At 61.2% G+C, this 22,349-nt stretch carries 20 protein-coding genes; 9 read left to right on the top strand and 11 right to left on the bottom strand.

Annotation, left to right across the window (positions count from 1 at the left end):
* On the top strand, nt 1-192 hold a 192-nt coding region (locus ACTHN9_RS24420; RefSeq protein ID WP_440539393.1), incomplete at its 5' end, for a hypothetical protein.
* A gap of 6 nt (nt 193-198) precedes the next feature.
* On the opposite strand, the gene ACTHN9_RS24415 is transcribed toward ACTHN9_RS24420, so the two are convergent.
* The 6 genes from ACTHN9_RS24415 to ACTHN9_RS24390 all read right to left on the bottom strand — a co-directional run bounded on the left by ACTHN9_RS24415 (nt 199) and on the right by ACTHN9_RS24390 (nt 6,544).
* Complete coding sequence (locus tag ACTHN9_RS24415) at nt 199-1,110, bottom strand: intradiol ring-cleavage dioxygenase (RefSeq protein WP_440539392.1); 912 nt, start codon at nt 1,108-1,110, stop codon at nt 199-201.
* On the bottom strand, nt 1,107-2,222 hold the full coding sequence (locus ACTHN9_RS24410; RefSeq protein ID WP_440539391.1) for a maleylacetate reductase: 1,116 nt from the start codon (nt 2,220-2,222) through the stop codon (nt 1,107-1,109). Before ACTHN9_RS24410 ends, ACTHN9_RS24415 begins: the two co-directional genes overlap by 4 nt.
* A gap of 5 nt (nt 2,223-2,227) precedes the next feature.
* Nucleotides 2,228-3,598, bottom strand: coding sequence for an MFS transporter (locus ACTHN9_RS24405; protein WP_440539390.1), 1,371 nt, complete (start codon nt 3,596-3,598; stop codon nt 2,228-2,230).
* A 159-nt stretch (nt 3,599-3,757) separates the two neighbouring features.
* Nucleotides 3,758-4,753, bottom strand: a complete 996-nt coding sequence (locus ACTHN9_RS24400; RefSeq protein ID WP_440539389.1) for an amidohydrolase family protein — start codon at nt 4,751-4,753, stop codon at nt 3,758-3,760.
* Between the two features lie 16 nt (nt 4,754-4,769).
* A complete protein-coding gene (locus tag ACTHN9_RS24395; protein ID WP_440539388.1) occupies nt 4,770-6,005 on the bottom strand; it encodes an acyl-CoA dehydrogenase family protein in 1,236 nt (411 codons plus the stop codon).
* A gap of 47 nt (nt 6,006-6,052) precedes the next feature.
* Nucleotides 6,053-6,544 carry a flavin reductase family protein gene (locus ACTHN9_RS24390; protein ID WP_440539387.1) on the bottom strand — a complete coding sequence of 164 codons (492 nt, stop codon included), beginning with the start codon at nt 6,542-6,544 and terminating at the stop codon, nt 6,053-6,055.
* 141 nt (nt 6,545-6,685) lie between these two features.
* Between ACTHN9_RS24390 and ACTHN9_RS24385 the strand changes: the two genes are divergently transcribed.
* Entirely contained in the window at nt 6,686-7,141 is a 456-nt protein-coding gene (locus tag ACTHN9_RS24385; RefSeq protein ID WP_440539386.1) for a MarR family winged helix-turn-helix transcriptional regulator, read from the top strand.
* A 158-nt stretch (nt 7,142-7,299) separates the two neighbouring features.
* On the opposite strand, the gene tssE is transcribed toward ACTHN9_RS24385, so the two are convergent.
* From tssE to tssB, 5 genes are read right to left on the bottom strand one after another with little or no spacing between them, the layout of a single operon-like run.
* Entirely contained in the window at nt 7,300-7,734 is a 435-nt protein-coding gene (gene tssE / locus ACTHN9_RS24380) for a type VI secretion system baseplate subunit TssE (protein ID WP_440539385.1), read from the bottom strand.
* Between the two features lie 41 nt (nt 7,735-7,775).
* Entirely contained in the window at nt 7,776-8,432 is a 657-nt protein-coding gene (locus ACTHN9_RS24375) for a DotU/TssL family secretion system protein (protein WP_440539384.1), read from the bottom strand.
* On the bottom strand, nt 8,429-9,775 hold the full coding sequence (tssK, locus tag ACTHN9_RS24370; RefSeq protein ID WP_440539383.1) for a type VI secretion system baseplate subunit TssK: 1,347 nt from the start codon (nt 9,773-9,775) through the stop codon (nt 8,429-8,431). Before tssK ends, ACTHN9_RS24375 begins: the two co-directional genes overlap by 4 nt.
* Before the next feature lie 2 nt (nt 9,776-9,777).
* A complete protein-coding gene (gene tssC, locus ACTHN9_RS24365) occupies nt 9,778-11,286 on the bottom strand; it encodes a type VI secretion system contractile sheath large subunit (RefSeq protein WP_440539394.1) in 1,509 nt (502 codons plus the stop codon).
* A 60-nt stretch (nt 11,287-11,346) separates the two neighbouring features.
* Nucleotides 11,347-11,853 (bottom strand): type VI secretion system contractile sheath small subunit, encoded by a 507-nt coding sequence (tssB, locus tag ACTHN9_RS24360; protein ID WP_440539382.1) that lies wholly within the window; start codon nt 11,851-11,853, stop codon nt 11,347-11,349.
* Between the two features lie 284 nt (nt 11,854-12,137).
* Between tssB and ACTHN9_RS24355 the strand changes: the two genes are divergently transcribed.
* The 7 genes from ACTHN9_RS24355 to ACTHN9_RS24325 all read left to right on the top strand — a co-directional run.
* Complete coding sequence (locus tag ACTHN9_RS24355) at nt 12,138-14,477, top strand: type VI secretion system Vgr family protein (RefSeq protein ID WP_440539381.1); 2,340 nt, start codon at nt 12,138-12,140, stop codon at nt 14,475-14,477.
* A 9-nt stretch (nt 14,478-14,486) separates the two neighbouring features.
* The gene (locus ACTHN9_RS24350) at nt 14,487-15,380 is read left to right on the top strand and encodes a DUF4123 domain-containing protein (protein ID WP_440539380.1); all 894 of its coding nucleotides are present in this window, start codon (nt 14,487-14,489) and stop codon (nt 15,378-15,380) included.
* A complete protein-coding gene (locus ACTHN9_RS24345) occupies nt 15,377-15,973 on the top strand; it encodes a hypothetical protein (protein ID WP_440539379.1) in 597 nt (198 codons plus the stop codon). The genes ACTHN9_RS24350 and ACTHN9_RS24345 overlap by 4 nt, the downstream gene beginning before the upstream one ends.
* A gap of 13 nt (nt 15,974-15,986) precedes the next feature.
* Complete coding sequence (locus ACTHN9_RS24340; protein WP_440539378.1) at nt 15,987-17,732, top strand: T6SS phospholipase effector Tle1-like catalytic domain-containing protein; 1,746 nt, start codon at nt 15,987-15,989, stop codon at nt 17,730-17,732.
* A gap of 26 nt (nt 17,733-17,758) precedes the next feature.
* On the top strand, nt 17,759-18,010 hold the full coding sequence (locus ACTHN9_RS24335; protein WP_440539377.1) for a PAAR domain-containing protein: 252 nt from the start codon (nt 17,759-17,761) through the stop codon (nt 18,008-18,010).
* A 10-nt stretch (nt 18,011-18,020) separates the two neighbouring features.
* Complete coding sequence (locus ACTHN9_RS24330; RefSeq protein WP_440539376.1) at nt 18,021-19,256, top strand: hypothetical protein; 1,236 nt, start codon at nt 18,021-18,023, stop codon at nt 19,254-19,256.
* On the top strand, nt 19,253-22,349 hold a 3,097-nt coding region (locus ACTHN9_RS24325), incomplete at its 3' end, for an ImcF-related family protein (protein ID WP_440539375.1). The genes ACTHN9_RS24330 and ACTHN9_RS24325, both read left to right, overlap by 4 nt.

Here is a 22,349-nt window from a genome sequence, read left to right as displayed (position 1 = left end):
GTATTGCTTTTTGAGGTTGGCAACAATGTTGATTTTTTAAAAATGGTCAGCTTTGCTGGCATTTTTTCATTTTGCCGCCCAGGAAGCAAGGGGCCTGCGCACGTTGCGTGGGGCCTCGAAAGGCTGCGCTTGCACGCGCAGCCGGGGTCGCGCTTGTGTGACCGAGTCCTCTCCTGGGCACCAGTATTTTAAAAAAGGTCAGCTTTTAGCTGGCCTTTTTTCATTGTTCCGTTGGAGAACGAAAGACGGCGCCGTGAGCCAGAACGGACTGGAAACCGCGAACGACCTCGCCCGCGTGGGATCCTCGATTTTCTCGAAGCGCCCGACGAGGCTTTCCTTCACGCCAAAAACAGCGTCTTCGCCGAGGTACGGACAGTCGGGCGCGAACACATGCGTGATCACCGTCTCGTAACCGGGCGCCTGAATGATGAAATGAATGTGGGCGGCCCGGTTCGGATGCCGGCCGAGCTTCGCGAGGAGCTTGCCGACCGGCCCATCGTCGGGAATCGGATACTCGCGCGGCTTCACCGTCCGAAACCAAAAGCGTCCTTGCGCATCGCTTTGAAACTTGCCTCGCAGGTTGCCGTCGGGCTGGACGCCTTTTTGCTGAACGTCGTAAAACCCATCCTCATTCGTCTGCCAAACGTCGACGACAGCCCCTTGCACCGGATGGCCCTCGATGTCGACCACTTCGGCCTGCACGACGAGCGGCTCGCCTTTCCCGTCCAGGCAAATGTTCGCGCCCGACGCCGACAACGGAACGCCCTCGACGAAGAACGGGCCAAGGATCGTGTTTTCGGTCGCAGCGCCAGGGCGGCGATGGTTGATGGCATCGACGAGCATCGATACGCCCAGCACGTCGGAGAGCAGGATGAACTCCTGACGCCAATCGGTGCACATGCGGCCCGTATCGGTGAGAAACCGGATCGCTGCCAGCCATTCCTCATGCGTGGGCTCGATCTCCTTCACGGCCGCATGCAAATGCTTGACGACGGTCTGAGCAATCTGACGCGTGCGCGGATCGACGTCGGCCCCGATTCTGGCATTGACGATATCGGCCGAACGCTGCTCGTCGAATAAGGGAAAAGTCCCCTTCCCCTGTGCGCTCATGATGCTGCCCCTTGATTCGAGTTCGGATCGACCGACGGTGCGGTGCCGAGATAGGCACGCGAGAGCAGCCCATGAAGCTGCGCCCGCGCAAGCGGCTGCGGATTCCAGTACGGATTCGCTAACACGAGTTCGACGCATCGGTCGATGCCATCCTCCGGCATGCCGAGTTCACGCAGGCCGCGCGGCGCGCCAATGGCGCGATTGAGGTCATAAAGCGCCGCCGGTACATCCTTCACACCCAACGCATCGCTCAGCCGCGCCATGACTTCGGGTATCGACGGGGCGTTGTAGGCCAGCGCATGCGGGAGGACGACCGCGTGCGTTTGTGCATGAGGCATGTCGAAGCAACCACCCAGTGTGTGGCAAAGCTTGTGATGCAGCGACATGCCGACCGCCCCCAAGCAGATACCGGCGAGCCAAGCGCCGTAAAGCGCCCCCGCACGCGCGGCGCGGTCATGGGGATCGGCACATACGGCGGGCAGCGCCTTCACGAGCGCTCGAATACTCTCGAGCGCCAGCGCACCGACGATCGGATTCGCGTCGCGCGCGTAAAGCGCCTCGACCGAATGCGCAATCGCGTTCATTCCGCTCACGCCACTTAGGCGCACGGGCAGGTCCATCGAAAGATCGACATCGTAGATCACGGTCTCGGGCAACACTTTCGCGCTACGCTGCGTCGTCTTCACGCCATCCTTCGTCTCGCCGAGAATGGGCGTCATTTCGGACCCTGCGTATGTCGTCGGCAGCGCAATCTGAGGGAGGTCCGTGCGAAGCGCTAGGGCCTTGCCCAGGCCCGTGGCCGAGCCGCCGCCGATCGCCACGATGCCGTTGCCTCGCAGCTCATGCAAAATGGCCAGCGCTTGCTCGGTCACGTCGACGGGCGTATGCATCCGTGCACCGGCGTAGGTGCCCGCATACAGATCGCCCAGCTCGCCGGCCATCTCCCGCGCAGCGTTTTCATGCGCCGGCCCGCACACAACCAGCACGCGCGACATGCCGAGCCTGACCGCCTCGTCGCGCACGCTCGAGCGCGTGCCCACGCCAAACAGCACGCGCATCGGCAACGCTTCATACACAAAAGGCCAGTTCGATATCATCGTGTCTCGGCTCATGGTCATCACCCTCGCGCCACGCCCGCCATCGGCTCGTCCGCCGAATCGCGTCGCGGCTCATGATCGGTCTTGCTTTTCGTCGCGAACATCACGCAGGCGGCGGCACCCGCTGCGGCAACGGCGATCGCGGTCAACATCAGGTTCGAACCGCCGAACGCCTGTTGCAGCGCGCCCCCGATGAAGGGGCCGAGAATCGCGCCAAGCCGCCCCACCGCGAGTTCCATTCCGACGGCAGTCGCCCTCATTTGCGTTTCGTACGACGCCGCCGTGAAATTATTGAGCACGAATTGCCCACCGATGATGCAAAAGCCGGCTGCGGCACTCAATGCGAGATTGGTCCAGTGCGTATGGAAGAAGACGAGCGCGAGCACGGAAAACCCACCGACCGTCCACCATACGCCAAGCCACTGGCGTGGACAATTCGAGCGATCGACGAGGTGCCCGCACACCAGTCCGCCGACGAACGACATCACCTGCATCAGCGCCCCGAACGCAAAGCTGGCGGCAAATGTCTCGCCACGCGCCTGCATGAGCGTCGGAATCCATCCGGAAAGTCCGAATATGCAAAAGAGGCTAAAGAAGCTCGCGGCACAAATGGCAATCGATTGCCTACGGTAAGGCGTCGTAAGCAGCGCGAGAACGGGGGTTCGCGCCATGTCGGCATGCCGCGCCACGCGGCGGTCGCGGTACGCTGCCGCCCGATCGGGACGAAGCTTGGAGAGAATGGCTTTCACTTGTTCATCGCGCCCGCGCAACAGGACGAACTTCGGCGATTCGGGCAAATAGCGATGGACGAAAGGGATCAGCAAGAACGAGAGCGAGCCAACCCAGTAGAGCCCTTGCCACCCCGTGCGAGGGGTGACGAAAACCCCCACGATACCGGCAGCCGCGCCGCCCGCCGCCCATCCTAGCGCGACGCCCCAGAGGGCGAACGTATTGGCGATGCGGCGCGGCGCGAGTTCGTTGATGTACGTGGTCGAAAGCGGCAGCAGCACCCCAAGGCCAAGGCCGGTCAAAACGCGCAGCGTGCAAAAGGCCGCAAAGGAATGGCCTGCCACGGCAGTCAGAACGGAGAAAATCGTCGTGATCCACAGGCCGGCGAGAAGCGTCACGCGCCGCCCGCATCGGTCGGCGATCGTGCCATGTACGGCCGCGCCCAGCAGAAAGCCGACCAATCCGCTCGAAACGAGCATGCCCGCCTGCTGCAGCGACAGGCTCCAAGGGCCGCGCACGTAGTGAATCACATAGGCCGGATTGAACGTGTCATACCCATCGAAAAGCGTCAGCAAAGCCAGCAGGATGCCGAGCTTCACATGCATCGGACCGACCGGTGCATTCGACAGTTCTTCGTGCACGTCGATGAATTCGTCATGCATGGCGTCTCACTCCATTGATGTTTTTTGACGAAGCGGCATCGTTTGCGTGTCGGCCGCTCCTTTTAGCCATCTGCCGCGTGCCGCCGGTCAAGCCGACGGAGGCGATAAGCTCGGGGGCCGCTGCCGGCCGTCCGTGCGGCGCTTTTGGCGCGTGGACGATCAGAGCTCGCCAAGCTTGAAGAGCCGCGCCGCGTTGGTCCGACCGATCTTGATACGATCGTTCTCGCTGATCGACGCGTCGTCGAACCATTGGGCGGCGTGGTCCACGTTTTCGAAAGGCCAGTCCGCCGAAAATAGGATTCGGTCGGATCCGATCTCGAGCATTGCATCGATCAGCGTTTGCGTACGGAAGTTGCCCGAAGTCGTCAGCCAGAAATTCGAGCGGAAGTACTCGGCAATGGGCTTCTCGGCGGGATAGCTCGGTTTCGTCTTCACCCATGCGTTTCGGTTGTCGACACGCCACATGCTGTACGGCAGTCCCTCGCCCATGTGGCCCAACACGATCTTCAGACGCGGATGCGCGTCGAACAGCCCGGACCCCATCATCCGTAGCGCGTGAACCGCCGTCTCCTGACCGAACGCCCAGGTCGGGCCAAGCAACCATCGATGGCCGTCGTAAATCGGTGCGTGTGCGGGGAGCGGATTGCGGGGATGCAAGTAAAACGGCACGTCGAGCGCCTCGACCACCGCCCAGAATGGGCGAAACTGCGGCAGATCGTAGTACAGCACGTCATCGTCGCCTTCCACTTGCGAGAAACCGTTGACGAGCGCCCCGACGAAGCCGAGATCTTTTATGCAGCGCTCGAGTTCACGCGCCGCAAGCTCGGGCGATTGCATCGGCAGTGCGGCAAAGCCCTTGAAGCGGTCCGGACGCTTCGCGATCTGCTCCGCAAGAAAGTCGTTCGCACGCCGCGATAGATCATGTGCCGCTTTCGTCTCGGCAATGGCCTGCACAGTCGGCGCATTCAGAGAAAGAATCATGAGTTCGATGCCATTGCGGTCCATCTCCTCGATACGGCGGTCCTGAATGTCGAGAAGCCGGCTCTTCAGCTCTACCCAATAAGCGGGCGGCACGAATCCCGCCGAATCCTGGACCGTCTCCTCGATGGCGAAGTGCTCTTCGAGCGCGATCTTGCGCGTTGCTTTAAACGTCATGAGTGCTCCATTCGCGTCAATATTGACCTTTGGGTTCGAGACCGAGCGCCATCTGGCCGTACATCGTGCCCACGGTGTCCCAATTCATGCTGATATGCCGGCCCACCGCATTGGCATCGCGCCAGGCGCGTTGAATAGGATTCGCGAGGTCGAGCCCCTGCCCTCCCGTCGACGCGTTCAATGCTTCCGTCGCACGGACGGCAAGCGAGACGGCGAACGCCTGACCGAGCCGGCTCTTGATCCGCTCTTCGACGGACACCTTCTCGCCGGCGTTGACGGTGGCCTCGCGCTCGCGCAGATCGGCAATGAGAACCCGGCGTGCCGCTTCCACGCTTGCGGTCGCTTCCGCCACGCGCAATTGAATGGTCGCGAACTCGGCCATACGGTTTTGTCCGCCGGCAACGGCCCCGCGCGTCACACGCCGAGCCGTTCGCTCGAGATAGTCCTCCAGTGCGCCGTGCGCAGCGCCTACGGCCACCGAAGCCAGGCATGACGGGATCGCGCTCAGCATGGGAATGGAGAAGCCGGGATGGTGACGATAAAGCTTCGCACCGGGCGTCTCGCCGCTTGTCGTCGCCGAAAAAAGCAGCGCCCGATGTGCCGGCACGAAAACCTGATCGAGGACGAGCGTTTTGCTTCCCGTTCCCGCCAGACCGATGACGTGCCACGTATCGTCGATCGTGTAATCCGTCTCCGGCACGAGCAAAAATGCAGGCGCCGGCTTCTCGCGCTCGCCGTCCGCAGGCAACACCGCGGCACAGACAGACCACTGCGCGCATTCGCACCCGCTCGCGAAGCTCCAGCGGCCGCTGATCAGATAGCCGCCCTCCGTTGCCTGCGCTTGACATACGGGCGCGTAGGAGCCGCAAACGAGGGCATCGGGGTTGGCGCCCCAAACGTCATGTTGAGCCTGCGCTGGAAAGGCGCCCAAGAGCCATTGATGCGCTGCGAGAAGCCCGGCCACCCAAGCTGTCGACGCGCACGACTTCGCCAGATCGGTATTCAAATCGACAAGCTCGGAAAAGTCGAATTCCAAGCCGCCGAACGCTTTTGGCTTCACGACATCGAAGTAGCCCGCGTCGCGCAGCGCATCGATGATGTCCATGGGAACGCGGCGCTCGACTTCGATTTCGGCGGCGCGGGCCTTGATCAGCGCCGCAAGCGAAGGCATGCGCGAGCGCAAATTCTGAATCGAAGACTGGGCAACATCGCGCTGCGCAGCCGGCCCAGGTTCTCTTTCTGCCACGATCATGAATCACCTCCTCCAATTGTCGGTTATGCCGGGATCAAGGCGCGCGCCTAACAGTAGGCGGCGTTGCGGTATAGAAGCGGCCGGGCGTCATCGCCCAACATCACGTCGGCAGCGCTGCCGATAAAAATCGTGTGTGTCCCGAACGGAATAGCGGCGGTCTTTCGACAAACGATATTGGCCTGTGCGCTGGAGAGGTAGTGCATGCCCGCAGCGTGCGTCAGCCACGCTCCTACCGAAAAGCGTTCTTCGGGCGAAGATGCGCCACTGAATGCCGTCGATATTTCAGCCTGATCGTGCGTCAGAACGTTCACGCAGAAGTGCCGCGCAGATACGAGGATCTCGTGTAAAAACGTGGACTGGTTAACGCAGATGACCATCGATGGGGGATCCATCGAAAGCGAGCTGACCGCGGTCATGGTCATGCCGTGGCGGCGACCCCCATCGCTGGCCGTGACGATCGTGACCGTCGACGCAACGCGTCGCATCGCAGCACGGAACGACGTGCCGATGTGCGGTTCAGGTACGGCTAGGGTGTCCATGTCGTCTCCGTGAGGTCCGGGCTTCGAAGCGCCCTGTTGCAATCACTATAGTTTCATATGCAAGTGTTGGCAATGCAAATAATGCGCATGAAACTCTTGCTTTGATAGAATCGGGCTATCCCAAGAGAAGGTAGGCGCCCCATGTACGAGTTCACCGATTCCTTCCCCTATCTGCTGAACCGCGTCGGCGTGCGGATGGGAGAACTTTTCTCGCGCCGGATCGCGTCATACGGGGTCACATTGCCTATGTATCGCGTGATGGCGGCGCTGGGCGAGGTACCGAATCAGCGGCTCAACGATTTGGCAGCCATGACGACCGTCGAGCTGTCCACGCTGTCGCGGCTGATCGGCACGATGGAGAAAATGAAGCTCGTCCTACGCAGTAGGCTCGAGAACAATGCACGAACGGTCGCCATCAATCTGACCGAGGCAGGTGCAAAGAAATTGAAGGAATTGATGCCGATCGCCCAGCATTTCGAGCAGGTGGCGGTCAGCAAGCTTTCGCCCTCAGCGCTGAAAACGCTGAAGAAAACGCTCTCCGAGATTTACGATCTGCTCGATATCCTCGAAGAGGAAGCGACGGAGACGGCAAAATGAGCCGGCGCAGTGGCTGCGAGGTGCTCGCGCCTTCGGCAACGATAGCCCCCGCGTCCGCGACCTGAGGGCTCGAGGCTTACCTGTTGTTCACATGCGCCAAGCCTTCGGCACGAGCATGCGGTCGAACTCGACCGTTGGCTATCGCGCACGGGTGACCTTCAATACCGGCTCGCCTCGCCCTTGATCAAGGTCAGGCGTGCCTTCCCATCCGGCAGGAAATGCGTGCCGAAGCGCACCAGCCCGGCCTGGTGAAGATGACAGACCATCGTGAAACTCAGCAGCATGCCCGGCTGCGCATCGGCGATCTCGATATCGACGCCTTTCAGCCGCGGCTCGTAGGTCAGCAGCGTCTGCTCCATCACGCGCTTTACCCGCAGCGTCGACGCAGGCAGATCGCGATAGACCTCGGTGAGATCGTCCAGACCGTAGTCGGGCAGATGCAGCAATCCGTTGCGACGGCTATTGAGGATACGCTGGATGTTGTCCTGCACCGACAGAAAGGTTTGCGTCGCGGCATCGAAATCGTCCACCGCCGCACCGTTGGCGAAGTGCCCTGTCACCTTCTCGAACAACCCCGGACCGCCGCGATTCATGTTGCGCACTCCATAGCCGCGCTTGTCTCCCGTATCGCTAGTCATAACAGCAAGTGCGCGGCCGCCGCGCCCAGCCACCGGTCGAGCAGCACCCAGATCAGCCCGGCCGCGACGACCGCGAGCAGCACGCAGGCCGGCAGCGACAAGCGCCCGAAGCGGCGCCGGCCACCCGACGAATGCACGACGCCGCCGCCCGGCGGCTCTTTCGTCGCACCGAGCCGTTCGCTCAGCACACGGATCATGGCCACCCGCACGTCGGCGCCTTCCCAAGCAAAGCGCCCGCGAAAACCCGTTGTCAGCACCGCATGGAAAATCGCCAGCAACGGCAAGACGGGCTGCGGCTGACGCAGACGTTGCTGTATGCGAGCGATCAATGCGTCGCCGGCATCGTGCGAGCCGAATTCCGCCACTTGCAACGGCTCGCGCTCCCATGCACCGCGATCGTCTTCCTTCAGATGACTCAGCGCGGCCTCATCCAACAGCGCGCACTGCGCATAGATGGCATCTTCAATGACATCCTCCGGCTCGCGGGCCGCCTTCAACTCCGCGCGCAAACGCTCGATCTGCGCACAGCACTGCTTGCGAACCGCATCGAACGATGAAGGCTCCGTTTGTCCGCCGAGCGTCGCCACGGTCAAGGCCGTGTCGCGAAAAGCCACCGGCAGCCATGAATGATTCACGGAAATCGAGGCCGTCATGCCGGCAGCACCGCGTAGAGTTCCAAGGAGACCTCGGGCATCGAGGCCGGCAGATAGATCTGACAAGCGTGCGCTGCCGTCATCCGCTCGAATGCCGTATGCGTGCCATCGAGCGCGAAGTAATGACTTTCGATGCGCACCGGGATCGCCGCGGGCAGACGCGACACCGCGCGCAGTGGAATACCGGGCAACGCCGAGTTCACGATCTGCTGCACGTCGTCCGGAGCACCGACCTTGCACAGCCGGGGGAACAGTTCCAGCAGTTCATGTGCCGGCATCGCCGCGCGCACGGCCAGGTAGTAGTCGACGTTCTCGACCAGCCGCGGGTCGTTGAATTGCCCCGACCACAAGGTGGCTCGCGGGCGATCGAGTGCAATCGGAACGACGCTAGATGGAATCACCGTATCCAGCAACGTGCGGATCAAAGATTCGAGTTCGGCAAACACGGGCTCCGGCGCGCGGTGGTCGTATGACGGAATCGACTGCAAGGTTTCCGTCATCGAAAACGTCAGCAGCGATCCGGCGAGCCCGGCCAGCACCGCATACAGCCGTTCCGGGTGTTGGTCCGGCGCTTGCGCGAGACGCGCCAGCGCCGGCCAGGTCGTGTTCACGCTGTGCAATAGCCAGAACAACGCCACATCCGCCACCGCGTAATCGGCGATCTGATCGGAGCGCTCCTTGCGGCGCTGAGCGAGGCTCGTGCTTTTGGCCGCCAGGATCTCCGAAAGACGCTGCAAGCGCGCCGTCAGACGATCGTTCGCCGACAGCACCAGACACGGGGGCACATACTCGGCGTCCACCTCGAAGCGGCCCTGCGTGTTGCGCACGAACCGTCCGATCGGACAAGTCACGTAGCCGTCGTGCGTTTCGAAGTCGAATAGCAGCGCCAGCGCGTGCCGCTCTACGCTGACCTCGTCCTTGCCCTCGCCTTGCAAATCGGCCACGTGCAGGTATTCGCGCACGAAGCGGCGTGGCCGCGCAGGCTTGTCGCCCTCCTCGACGTAATTCCCCCCTTGCGGATCGAGCAACGGCAGACCCACCGAGACGACGACGGCGTCCACGCGTTTCGGCACATCAGTCAAGCTGCGCGCGGGCGGCAACCGGTCGGCAGTATCCGTATCGATCCACGTGCCATCCGGTAAACGGACATTGACGGTGCTCGCCTGCAGGCGTTCGGCCGACAGCGCGTGCCTGTCGAAGGCGACGCCATGCACGCCCCATGGATCGGGGCTCGCCATGCGCGCCACCTGTTGATCGCAGAGGCTGTTCCACAGCCCCTGTTGCTGGAAATGCTGCGGCGACATGAAAATGCCTTTCGCCCACAGCGGTCGTGTGATCTTCATTGTCATTCCTTGGCCTTGGGCAGTTGCGATACCAGCGAGAGCCCGATGTCCATCCCTTCCACTTGGAAGTGCGGCACGATAAACAGCTTCATGAGGAAGAAGCCCGGGTTGTCCGCGATGTCTTCCACGAACACCTGCGCGTCGCGCAGCGGGTGCGACGCCTGCAGCTCATCGGCCGGGTCTTTCATCTCGGTCACCAGCGCCTTCACCCACGTGTTCAGTTCGTTTTCGAGCACGCGGCGGTCTTTCGTCGTGCCGATGTTCTCGCGCTGGATCGACTTCAGATAATGCGCAATACGCGACAGCAAGAAGAGATACGGCAAACGCGCGTTGATGCGGCTGTTGGCACTCGCCTCGTCCGTTTCGTAGCGCGCCGGCTTTTGCGCCGAGTTGGCCGAGAAGAAGCACGCGAAATCGCGGTTCTTGTAAAAGGACAGCGGAATGAAGCCGAGATTGGCGAACTCGAACTCGCGCGTTTCGGGAATGAGCACTTCGGTCGGGATCTTTGCCTGATTGCCGGTGCCTAGCTCGTACAAGTGGGTCGGCAGGTCCTCCACCAAACCGCCCGCCTGCGGCCCACGCACCTGCACGCACCAGCCATTTTTCACGAAACTGCGCACCATATTCGCGGCAAATGCGAACGACGCGCTCGTCCATAGATAGCGGCTGTGACCGGAACCCCTCACGCCCTCGGTGTAGTTGAACGCGCGCACCGGCGCGGTGTTCGGCCCATAAGGCAGGCGCGCGAGCACGCGCGGCATCGTGAAGCCGACATAACGCGCATCGTCGGTCTCCCGGAAGCGCTTCCATTTCAGGTATTCGGCGCGGTCGAAGTAGTTGCCGATGTCCCTAATCGCGGCCACTTCCTCCATCGTCGACTTGCCGAAGAAAGCCGGCCCCACCGACCCGATGAACGGCATATGCGCCGACGCCGCGACTTTCGACACATTGCGCAGCAGTGCGATATCCTGCGCCCCCCGATCGAACTCGTAGTTCGCGATGACGGCGCCGATCGGCTCGCCGCCCGGCGTGTCGTATTCCTCGATATAGGTATGGCGGTACAGGCCGCTCTGGGTAATCTCCGGCGTATCCTCGAAGTCTTCTCGCAAAGCGTCCTTCGATACATCGAGCACTTCGATCTTCACGTTCTGGCGAAAGTCGGTGCGACCGACCAGAAACGCGAGGCCGCGCCATGCCGATTCGATCCGTTGGAGCGTCTCGTGATGCATGATCGCATCGAGCTGCTCGCCGATCTGCGCATCGATCTGCCCAATGCAAAAATCCAGCAGACTCTTATCGACACGATTGCTCGGCTGCGGCGCGTCTTGCAGCATTTTCACGAAGACGCTGATCGCCTGCGTGACGCGTTCGTTAGCCGGCAAATTGGACAACGCCTCGGCGTTCTGAAAGCTATCCACGGGTCGCGTCGTGGTAACGGGCGTGAGGTCGATCTTCTCGCACAGTAATGCATAGACGCTATCGCGCGGCCCATCGCGGACAGTCTTACCCATCCCGGTTTCCCCGGGCGGTTGTTCCCGTTTTTCCATGATGAAAGCGCTCCGTGCCGGCCGTCACGTTTGCGACAACGCGCTACCTTCGATGCGCTGCAGTTCGTTGCGCAGACGGCCCGAGAGCGTCGAATCGTTCAGCACCCTTTCGAGTTCTATACGAAAAGCCGTGTTGTCCAACAGATTCGATTTGAGATCGCGCAGAAGATGGCGCGCCGCCACCAGCGAACGCAGTTCGGGCACCTTGCCGGCGATCGCTTCCGGCTTGAAGTCGTCCATCGACGCGAAGCCGATATCGACCGCGATGTCCGAGCCGTCGCGCGCCAGCTTGTTCTCGACGACGAATCGGGCCACGGGATGATAGTCGGCGAGCACGGCATCGAAGTTGTGCTTGTCGATGTCGACCTTCTCGCGTTCCGCCACTGCGCGCGTGTCCTGCCCATTGCTGAAATCCCCCATCACGAGCAGCTTCAGCGGCAACTCGACCTTTTTGTGCGCACCTACCGTATGGAGGTCGAGCTTCAAATCGATGCGAGCCTTGGGCAGCTCATTTTGGTAACTCGCGCTCATCAAGCGTCCTCTCGATTCCCGGGAAACGGTGTTGGCCGCATGCGGGTGCATGCGGTGGAGAGAGCGAGTAGTACCAAGATATCGCGCTGGCTGGAATCAGAACATTCTGATTTATCGATTAAATCGTCGATATGAGCCCGTTTTAATTTTGAGATAACTCATTTCTTACAAAAACACTTCAAATGAATTTTGAGAGAGTTATGTTCGATGCCTTTCGACAAGACGCGCTTGCCTAGCGGAACGCTTATGCCATGCGCATCGATGAGCAAGAACAAGGAGATCCGATGTCGAATCGCGCAACCGACAGTGCCAGCGCCGCAACGAAGTGCCTGCCTGGCCGGCAATCGTATTTCGTCGATGTGCTCGGCACACCGAACGCCGGCGCGTTGTCGGTCGTTTCGTGCCGCATCGTCGAGCGCATGGGCGAGCCTTGGTGCATCCAGATCGAACTCACGCATCCCGAGTCGCTCTCGCGCAAGGACTATCTCGGAAAAGACGCCACGTTCACGCTGGCGCCCGCAGGCGCGGAGCCGCGTCCGTTCCACGGCTGCATTACGAAGTTCAGCCAGCTCAAGCGCACCCGCGATTTCTGCTCGTACCGCTTCGTCATCGAAGCCCACGTCGCAAGGCTACGGCTCACGCACGCGAGCCGGATCTTTCAGCAGCGCAGTGCGCCGCAGATCATCGAGGCGATCTTGCGCCGGCATGGCTTCCGGGGACACCAGTTCGTCTTCAAGACACGCCGCGCATACCCAGAGCATGCGTTCCGGCTGCAATACCAGATCAGCGACTGGGACTACATTCGTGTGCTGATGGAGCAGGAAGGTCTTTATTGTTACTTCGTGCCGGGCGAACACGGCGACGTGCTCGTGTTCGGGGACGACATCGACCACTACCTCTATCAGCCGACGCTTACGCTGCCCTACCGCGAGCCAGCCGGACTGGAATCGGAAAACGAGGCCATCCTCTCGCTCGAAACGCACACGCAAACGGTGCCGCAATCGTTCCTGGTTGCCGATTACAACCCGCAAGCGGCTTGGGAACGCTTCAAAGCCGATGCCAATGTCGCCAGCAAGGACACGACGACCTACGGCCAACCCTATGTTTATGGCACCGGCCACCTGGATCAGCGGCAGGCCAAATGGGAAGCGCAACTGCGGCACGAGGCCGCGATCTGCGAGCAGGTGCGCTACCAGGGCGAGAGCACCTATCCCGGCATGCGTTGCGCGCGCATCGTCAATACCGACGAGGACATGCCCGACGCGCCGAACGGCATGGCGATGATCGAGGTCATTCACACCGGCGCGCGCGACAACGCATATCGCAACAGCTTCAAGGCGATTCCGGCTGATCGCCGCTTTCGCCTCCCCCTCAACGACGCATCGTGGCCGCGGATCAAAGGCACGTTGTCTGCGCGCGTCACCTCGCCGAGCCAATACAAGTACGCCTACCTCACACAGGCCGGCTACTACGTAGTGCGCTTCGATTTGGATTTCGACAAATGGAATCCGGGTGGCGAAAGCGTGCCGCTACGGCTGGCCAAGCCGTTCGCCGGAAAGCTGCAGACGGGCATGCATTTCCCCGCGCTGGACGGCGACGAAGCCGTGATCGAGTTTCGCGACGGCGATCCCAATAAGCCCTATATCTCGGCGTTCCATCACCACAGCCAGGCCACGGATCTGATTACCAATCAGGATCGCTGGATGTCGCGCAACGCGATCCGCACGCAGGCGGACAACATGCTGCGGATGGAGGATTGGAAAGGAGAGGAACACGTCAAGCTCAGTACGGAGCATTCGGGTAAGAGCCAGCTCACGCTCGGGCATATCGTCGACAGGCAACGTCAAAAGCGGGGTGAAGGGTTTGAGCTGCGCACGTCCGCACAGGGTGCGGTGCGCGCGGGCGGCGGTCTGTTCCTGACGTCGGACGATCAGCCCAATGCAAAGGGCAAGCAGCTCGATATGCGTGAAGCCCTGCAGCAGCTTGGCGCCGCGCAGTCGCAGATGGAGCAACTGGCGCAGGCCGCACAGACGGCGCGGGCCGATGCTGCCGACACCAAGGCCATGAACGAGGTGCTGCAAACGCAGATCAAGGATCTTCAACAGGCCGTGATGCTGCTCTCGGGCTCTTCGTCTATCGCCCTCACCTCGCCCGAAACCGTTCAGCACAGCGCCGGACGCAATCTCACCTTTACCGCGGGCGAAAACGCCGACATAGGGGTACTGCGCAAATTCACCGTCGCCGCGGGCGAGAAGATCAGCCTGTTCGCGCAGAAGCTCGGCATGAAACTATTCGCGAACGAAGGCAAGGTCGATATTCAGGCCCAGGGAGACGAAATGGCCCTCGCCGCTCTCAAGGACATCACCATCACCAGCACCAACGGACGCCTCGTGCTCTCCGCCTCCAAGGAAGTATGGATCGGCGCCGGGGGCTCCTACATCCGCATTAACGGCAATCGCATCGAGAACGCTTCTCCCGGCGACATTCTGGAAAGGTGCGCATTTTGGGATACCGTCGATCCCGTATCCGAGACCGTTCCATTGCCGCAATTTCCTCGAACTACGTGCAAGAGTTGCCTCATCGACGCGATGCGTCAAGGTGCGCCGGGCGTTTACGTGAGCTAAGGGGAAATCATGTTTCGCTACGTTCTTTTGGATTCCAGCCAGCATCCGCGCTTTCACGAGAAATTGGAGAGGCGGCAAGTGCTTTACCGCTCGCTGTTCGAGGGGCACGCGGAGGAGGCCCTCCCCGACATTGCGCCCCTACTGATCGATGCCACGATCGACTGCGAAGCCATGCAAACGGTGATCGACGAAACGACGCGAATCGGCAAGCTGAAACCGTGCGTGAGCATGCTCGAGTCGACGCTTCCGTTGGACCGGTTAGCCGAGCATTTCACGCAATTTCATTTGGTCGAGACATCCAACGGGCGATCGATGCTGATGCGATGGTACGACACCCGCATACTGCCGATCTGGCTTGACATCCTGACAGACGCGCAGCGCAACTTCTTTACCCACCCAATCGCTCAATGGACCAGCATCGATCGCGTTGGCACTGAGCAAGAACATACTTCTTCAAAGCTCGGTGCGGAAACACCGATAGCCGGCCATACGCCATTGCAGCTCGACGAACGTCAGGTCGAACAACTGTTCGCGGCCGCCGAACCAGACTTGCTGCTCTACGAGCTGCGCAAGACCCTTTCCAAACAGATCGATAGCATCCCGCACCGCGTGCTTTATCCCTTTGTGCACGCACACTGGCAAATGGCACGACAACACGGTCTGCTCGACAGGAACGATCAGGTTCAATTCCTTGGGCTAGCGCTCTACACCTCCGGCCACTTCGTCGACCATCCGATCGTTACCAACTGGCTAGCTCGGGCTCCACAAGCTCATAAACAGGACCCTGATACATGGCTGAACAGTCTGCCCGACGAGGTGTTAAGCACTGGCGCTCCGCTTTGGGAAAACCGCATCGACCACGAACACGAATTGCATCACGCGAAGCGGTCGGCGTTACCATGATCACCCAACGGAAAGGCCTCGCGAAGCATATCGCCCTATCGCTTACGAGCGGCATGGTCTGGTTTGCTATCAGCTTTATTGGCCTGAATATGCTCTTGGCATCATGGATGGTTGGCTATGCGTTTCGCCAATGCATTGATGGAAACTTTGGAATCGGTCTTCCATATGGACTGATGCTTGGTCTTTTCGTGACGGTTCCCGGCGCAGCTATCGCCGGAGTCTTCGCCGTCTGGCGTTTCCCGCCTTTACCCATGCGATGCATTTGCATCGGACTCGGCACCATGGCGATCGGCATTGTTATATCGATTGATCCACTTGCCTCCGCATGCCTAGGATTTATCGCGATAGTTATTTCGCTCCTATCAAGACGACAAATTTACGTTGGAATGTGCGCCACGCTCGTCAGTTTTTCACTGACGTTTGCCGGCGGGTATCTGACTGCCTTTGTATCCGACAAGCCTCGCCACTGCACTCTCAGTTATGCGCACTCAATTCCGACGCAGCGCCTAGATGCTTGGACTTTCTCAGCAAATTACCGGTCAAAGGGTGAAGAAGCGAAAATTCGGCAACTTGATTCATCGCTAAAGGACTAACGGCACACCTCATATGTTTACCATTCCCGAACCCGTGCCCGACGAGGGTTATCGCAAATTGTCGTCACGTGAAATGCTGCAAAGGCAACGTGCCCTCACGTGCATCCGGAGCGAAAAATCCGCCCAATGCCAAGGGCAGGTCTACGCCACCATCTTCTTTGATGGCACCGGCAACAACATGGACTGGCAGGAACCCAGGACAACCGGCACTCAGCAAGATCGCTGCAAGCATAGCAATGTCGCCAGGTTGTTTAACGCGGCTATCACGCAGCCCAAAGACGGGTTCTTTCCATATTACATCCCAGGCGTTGGCACCCCGTACGCCAAGATTGGCGATCATGACGGTGGGCGTGCACTCTTTGGCTCCTTACAGGCCGGCGGCAGTTGCGGCTACATGGGTGCGGATCGTATTAACTGGGGCATTACGTGCATCTACAATGCTGTACATTATTTTCTAACTGAATCGCCTTTACTCAGCGACGATCAGGCCAAGGTCGTCGTCAACAACATGAGTTCGTCGCTAGGCATCTCGGCATTCGCTAACGCTTATCGGCGCATGGTGTTGAAACATTGGGAAGAGAAGCTCACCGCTGTCGTAAAACGAAGTCAGCGAAAAATCACCCAAATCAATGTGGCCGTACTCGGATTTTCGCGTGGGGCAGCGGAGGCCAGAGCCTTCGCCAATTGGTTAACGCAGCTTTTGAAAAAGGACGATGGCGGGTACGCACTGGCAGGCGTGCCGCTACGCATCTATTTCATGGGACTGTTCGACTCGGTTGCGTCTGTCGGCATCGCCGACCTGGTCCCTGGCGTCGATGGCCATATGGCGTGGGCGGATGGCAACATGGACATCTCTCCTGCCGTGGAACAGTGCGTGCACTTCTTGGCGTTGCACGAACAGCGCGCGTGTTTCCCGCTCGAAGCGGAACTGAATGTGCGTCATGTGGTTTATCCGGGCATGCACACGGACGTGGGCGGCGGCTATTTGCCGACAGAACAAGGCAAGCTCGCGCAGCTATCGCAGGTTCCTCTGATCGATATGCACTACGAGGCATTTAAAGCAGGCGTTCCACTGCTCTCGACCGACGAGATCAAATCTCACCCAAAATCGAGCAAAGATTTCTTCGTTCCGCCCGAATTGATCACGGCCTACAACGATTTCTGGTCGGCATGCGGTATCGGCGCCGCTTCCGGCGCGGAAGCCTCACGTGCCTTAATTCGTAAACATACGCAACAGTACCTCCAATGGCGCGGCGGCCTGCTGGAGCGCTGGCAGAATCTCGGCACCCGAGCCTTCTATCTGCGCGCCAATCAGAAGGATAAAGAGGATCTCTCCACCGCCCAGGCAGATCTTGCCAAGCAAGTCGCGGAAATACGTGCCCGTTTGCGTATCGCAAGCAGCCACTCGCCCGACTTGCTCGGCGCTTTGCCCAGGACGGGCCTATATCGCCCGTTCAAAGACGACCCTACCCAGCGAGTGGGCGCGATCACGCTCGAATTGTTAGCGGCGATCGACAATCATGCGAAGCTGCCCGAAGCGGTTCGGCGCTTCATGGACGACTATCTCCACGACTCGCGTGCTGGCTTTCGCCAAATTCCCGTCCACGGCTTGGAGCCTTATTGGCTAACAGGTGGCTACCTACGCTACCGAAACGTCTACTGGAACGAGCGCGAACCCATGGAAGTGGCATCGGCCGAGGCGCCATGTCCTTCTCCTGGCGGAGCCCCCGCGTCAGATTCCCCCGTGGAATTGGTCTAACACTCTGCAAAGGAGCAGCGTCTCTCATGAGCAAATTCATCCGACTAGGCGACAGCACCGATCATGGCGGCAAGGTAACGAGCGCCTCGAACAAGATGCGTATCCGCGGACATTTTGTCGCGCGTAAAGGCGATCAAGTGTGGTGCCCCAAGCACCCGGACGTACGTCCTAACCGCATCATCGAAGGCGATCGAAAAACGACCGATGGCGGCATTGCCGTGGCTCGCGAAGGGCATTGCGCGACATGCGGATGCCGATTGATCTCTAGCCTTCGCTGAGTGTCGATCCATGCCCGTCGAACTGCCCACCGCGCGCTGGGACACCACGCCGCCCGCACCGCCGAGCCCGATCGTATGGCTGGGTTTGTTCCTGACCATTATGCTTGTGGGTGTCGTCTCGACATTGCTGACATGGCCCAAGGGCGAGCCCACCAACACGGTCTGGTTCTGGATGCGTCTGCTCGTCTTGCCTGCCCTCGTGTGGTGTCTGCTCTTCGGTTTGCGCTTGCTCTATCAGGAGCAGGAATGCGCGCGCCTTGAAGCCGAGGAGGAGGCGCTGGCGGCCGATCGCGCCAAAGCGCTGCTGTTCGCTCAAGAACCGCTCGCCGTTCTCGACGTGAGTTATGTGTGTGCAATGGGATATAGCGACGTTGCGGCCAAAATCGTCAATGGCGACAGCAAGCTCGAATCCCGCAACACGCTTTCAGGCGGTACCTCGGTACGACACACCGCATTGGATGTCGAAGGATTCTCTCAAGAAGAGCGCTTCCAGTCGTGCTTCACGGCCCTGCTCCGTCAACTCGCCACCGCGTTGACGGCAATTCCGCATCGCATACCGCTCGCGGTCTATCTGCAATTGTCCTCGCCAGCCCCGCACGATCGGATACTCGAACTGTGGCGGCACTGTTGGACTTCGGAGGGATGCCGTCCCGTCGAAGCAATCGTGCTCCGCGATGAGCAGGGCGTCATGGCACTGGACGAGTGGCTGGATGTCCGAGGCGGCGCCGATCTTGAAAAGATCGCGCTCTTCGTGGCGGTGCACCTAGATGAGACACCGGATGCCGATAGCGCCGAGGCAGCATCCGCATTGCTGCTGGGGTGGGCGCCTTTGGTCGAACGAAAGGGCTTGACTTCGCTGGCGCTGATTCACCGCCCGGCGCAAGACGCGAAAGACAATGTGAACGCGACGATTTCGCAAGCGATTCTGTGGGGCAACACTGAGGCGGTGACGATCGATCATCTTTGGCAGGCGGGCCTGGCGCACGCGGATCAGAGGGCGTTAATGCAAGCATCGTCCGACCTATCGCTAGGTCTTTCGACTGTAGAACCATCCGAAGGGACACATGACGTCGACGCAGCCATCGGCCATGCGGGTGTTGCTTCGACATGGCTCGCGCTGGCACTGGCAGTCGAGCACGCATCTCAAACACAAGCGCCGCAACTCGTGGCCAGTCGCCAAAGCACCCTTCGCGCGGCGGTTGTTCAACCCATCGCGACGAATCAAGAACCAGGGCAACAAGGATGAGTCATCGAAGATTGTCGGGCCACTGGATCGTCGTGCTGACGATCACGGCAGGCGCTGCCATTGCGGCGTGGTATCAAGGCGCCACATTGCACCCCTCCCCGATCGTCCGTGTGCTCGTCGTGGTACTGATCGGTGCCCTCGCCTTGTCGACACGCGGTCTTCTCGAGGGGGCATGGCATTGGGTGGCGAACCATGCCCCCTATCGCGACGGCGATCGTCATACCCGCGATGCCATGGCACAAATGGGGGCCCCGAAAGCATCCACGGCGCCTATCGTCGCACAGCAACGGCGAGATCGCTTCGCTCTCGCCCTGCGCGACCGCCACGGCCGCCGCTGGCGTTACCGCCAACCCTGGCTGCTCCTCACCGGAAACGACGCGGCCATCGCGCGCCTGCTGCCCGAGCTCGCCGAACACGGCTTCCTGATCGCCGACGATGTCGTCCTACTGTGGCACGCTAACGACGCTCATGGCCGCCCCAACGACGCCTGGCTCAAACAACTCTACCGCCTTCGCCGCCGACGCCCTGTGGACGGCCTCGTGCTCGTGCTCGATGACGTCTCGGATAAGCCCGCCCCAGCGCGGGGCTTCCCGGAACTGAACCTCAACCTGACGCGCGTGGCGCAGACATTGCACTGGTCGGCCCCGATCTATGTCCTCGACATGGCCTCGCCCGATGAAGTGTCCGACGGCGCGACACCGATGGCAGGCTGCGAGTTCGCACCGAACGCCGCTGCCCACGCCATCGAAGCCGATCTCTTGACACTGCGCGATCGACTTGCCCGGCTCGGCGTGCACCGCTTGGGCGACAACCTACGCGACGTCTACGTCGCTCGGCTCTCGCAACGCCTGGATGAACGCGCCGCGCCCTTAGCGGCCTGGATCGCCCAGCTCGCGACGCGCCGCTGGCCCATGCGGGGCGTGTTTTTTACGCCTTTCCCCGCTAAATCGGTTGAAGACACAGAGGCATCAACGCTCGTTCTTCCTCCCGTCTGGTCGCATCTGAGCCGTCTTGCACATCTCGACCGCGGCCGGCGCGTCGGCATGCATCCGATCACCGTGGGCTCGGCGATTGCGCTGGCCATCCTCGGCGTATGGACCGGCGGCATGCTGATCTCCGCATTGGCCAATGCCCGCGACATCGATCGCTCGCGACAGATCGTGCACTCGCTCGACGCGGGCGACGATGCGGCGCGCCTTCGCTCGCTGCTGGCCCTGCAGCAACGCATCGGTCTGTACGAAGAACGCATGCAACGTCGCACATCGGGCCTGCACGGCTTCGGCCTCAATCGCGATCGCGAAACGCTCGATGCGCTCTGGTCGCGTTATGCTAGCGCGAGCCGCGCGCGGTTGATCGCGCCCGTGCAGACGAGCCTCGAATCGTCCCTGATCGCCCTCGGCGAAACGCGCGCCGACGCCTTGCAAGACAGCGAGGCCCAGCGCCGCAACTACAACCTGCTCAAGACCTATCTCATGCTGGCCGATCCGGCCCGCGCCGATGCGAGTTTTCTCGCGGAGCAGATCGCGGCGGCTTGGCCCGCCGTCGCGGCGATGCGGCCCGGCGAATGGCGCGATACGTCGCACCGCCTGGCAAGCTTTTTTGCGACGCACCTGAAGGCCCATCCAGCGTGGCGCATCCAGCCGTCGGAGACGCTCGTCGCCACCGCCAGATCGACGCTCGTCAACCAGATCGGTCTGGCAAACGCGGACGACACGATCTACCGATCGATCATCGATAGCGTGCGCGGCAAGTACGCTGACTTGTCGCTGCCATCGCTGCTCCACGGCACCGATGCGCAAGGGCTCTTCTCGAGTTCGGCCAGCGTCCCCGGCGTCTATACCCGGGCGGCCTGGGACGGCATGATCGAAGCGGCCATCGACAAAGCCGCGAACGAACGCCAAGTCGACAACGACTGGGTACTCACAGGAACGTCGGCCCGGAACCTCGGCGCTGCTGCGGTTAACGGTGCAGCGACCGCCGGCGATGCAAAACGCATCGCGACCGATCTCGAACAGCGCTTGCGCGCCCGTTACTTCGCCGACTACACCGCGGCCTGGCAGTACATGCTCAACAGCCTCCAGTGGCATCCCGCCGCGAACCTGAACGCGGCGATCGATCAGCTCGCGCGCCTGAGCGATGCGCAAACCTCGCCGCTCATGGCGTTGATGAAGGCGGTGCAAGTACAAGCGCAAGCGGGCCGCCCCCGCCAGGCGCTCGGCGACACGCTCGTTCGTCGTGCCCAAGGACTCATCGGCCAAGACGATCGATCCGCCGGCCCGATGACCTATCCCCTCGATCAGTCGTTCGGCCCGCTGCTCGCCTTGATGGGCGAGCCCGGCGCCGCAACGGCTAACCGTGCGAACAACGCGAACGGTCACCCCGAGCCTTCCACGTTGAGCGGCGTCAGCCTGCAGCGTTACCTCACCGCCGCCACCACCATGCGGCTCAAGCTTCAGCAGATCGGCGGCAGCCCCGATGCGCAAGCGATGGCACGCTCGCTCGCGCAAGCGGTCTTTCAAGGCAAGTTGTCCGATCTCTCGCAAGTGCGCGAGCAGGCCGCATTGACGGCCGCGAGCTTAGGCTCCGCTTGGGCGGGGTTCGGCAATGCGCTGTTTCTGCGCCCGCTCGACGGTGCGTGGCACACGATCTTGCAGCCCGCGGCGGCCAGTCTCAACGATATCTGGCGCGCCAGTCTCGCCGCGCCCTTCAACAGCGCCTTCGATGGACGTTACCCGTTCTACGACACGAACGCCGATGCGTCGTTTGCCGAGCTAGGACGTTACGTGCGTCCCACGAGCGGGCTGCTCGTGCGCTTTCTCACGGTGGAACTGGCCGGCGTGCTCAGCCAGCAAGGCGATCGGTGGGTACCGAACGGGCTCGCGCCGCAAACGCTGGCCTTCGATCCGGCTTTCCTCGACGCAATCGATCGGATGTCGGTACTCGGCGCTCGCCTGTACCCCTCCGGCGATGCCGGCTATCGCTTCGAGATCATGCCGCAGCCGACACCCAACGTGACGCGCTCGACACTCACGGTCGATAAGCAACGGATCGTGTATTTCAATCAACAGGAAAGCTGGACGCCGATCGCGTGGC

The sequence above is a fragment of the Trinickia sp. genome, from assembly GCF_051953405.1.
Taxonomy (GTDB): domain Bacteria; phylum Pseudomonadota; class Gammaproteobacteria; order Burkholderiales; family Burkholderiaceae; genus Trinickia.
Note: the sequence above shows the minus strand (reverse complement) of the source record. Positions and strands in the feature narration are given on the sequence as shown.

Coding starts and splice junctions, on each gene's coding strand:
- ACTHN9_RS24345 (WP_440539379.1), top strand. CDS start 15,377: ATGATCACCCAACGGAAAGGCCTCGCGAAGCATATCGCCCTATCGCTT.
- tssK (WP_440539383.1), bottom strand. CDS start 9,775: ATGAAGATCACACGACCGCTGTGGGCGAAAGGCATTTTCATGTCGCCG.
- ACTHN9_RS24395 (WP_440539388.1), bottom strand. CDS start 6,005: ATGATCGTGGCAGAAAGAGAACCTGGGCCGGCTGCGCAGCGCGATGTT.
- tssC (WP_440539394.1), bottom strand. CDS start 11,286: ATGGGTAAGACTGTCCGCGATGGGCCGCGCGATAGCGTCTATGCATTA.
- ACTHN9_RS24400 (WP_440539389.1), bottom strand. CDS start 4,753: ATGACGTTTAAAGCAACGCGCAAGATCGCGCTCGAAGAGCACTTCGCC.
- ACTHN9_RS24340 (WP_440539378.1), top strand. CDS start 15,987: ATGTTTACCATTCCCGAACCCGTGCCCGACGAGGGTTATCGCAAATTG.
- ACTHN9_RS24350 (WP_440539380.1), top strand. CDS start 14,487: ATGTTTCGCTACGTTCTTTTGGATTCCAGCCAGCATCCGCGCTTTCAC.
- ACTHN9_RS24410 (WP_440539391.1), bottom strand. CDS start 2,222: ATGAGCCGAGACACGATGATATCGAACTGGCCTTTTGTGTATGAAGCG.
- ACTHN9_RS24385 (WP_440539386.1), top strand. CDS start 6,686: ATGTACGAGTTCACCGATTCCTTCCCCTATCTGCTGAACCGCGTCGGC.
- tssE (WP_440539385.1), bottom strand. CDS start 7,734: ATGAATCGCGGCGGTCCGGGGTTGTTCGAGAAGGTGACAGGGCACTTC.
- tssB (WP_440539382.1), bottom strand. CDS start 11,853: ATGAGCGCGAGTTACCAAAATGAGCTGCCCAAGGCTCGCATCGATTTG.
- ACTHN9_RS24330 (WP_440539376.1), top strand. CDS start 18,021: ATGCCCGTCGAACTGCCCACCGCGCGCTGGGACACCACGCCGCCCGCA.
- ACTHN9_RS24415 (WP_440539392.1), bottom strand. CDS start 1,110: ATGAGCGCACAGGGGAAGGGGACTTTTCCCTTATTCGACGAGCAGCGT.
- ACTHN9_RS24355 (WP_440539381.1), top strand. CDS start 12,138: ATGTCGAATCGCGCAACCGACAGTGCCAGCGCCGCAACGAAGTGCCTG.
- ACTHN9_RS24335 (WP_440539377.1), top strand. CDS start 17,759: ATGAGCAAATTCATCCGACTAGGCGACAGCACCGATCATGGCGGCAAG.
- ACTHN9_RS24390 (WP_440539387.1), bottom strand. CDS start 6,544: ATGGACACCCTAGCCGTACCTGAACCGCACATCGGCACGTCGTTCCGT.
- ACTHN9_RS24375 (WP_440539384.1), bottom strand. CDS start 8,432: ATGACGGCCTCGATTTCCGTGAATCATTCATGGCTGCCGGTGGCTTTT.
- ACTHN9_RS24405 (WP_440539390.1), bottom strand. CDS start 3,598: ATGCATGACGAATTCATCGACGTGCACGAAGAACTGTCGAATGCACCG.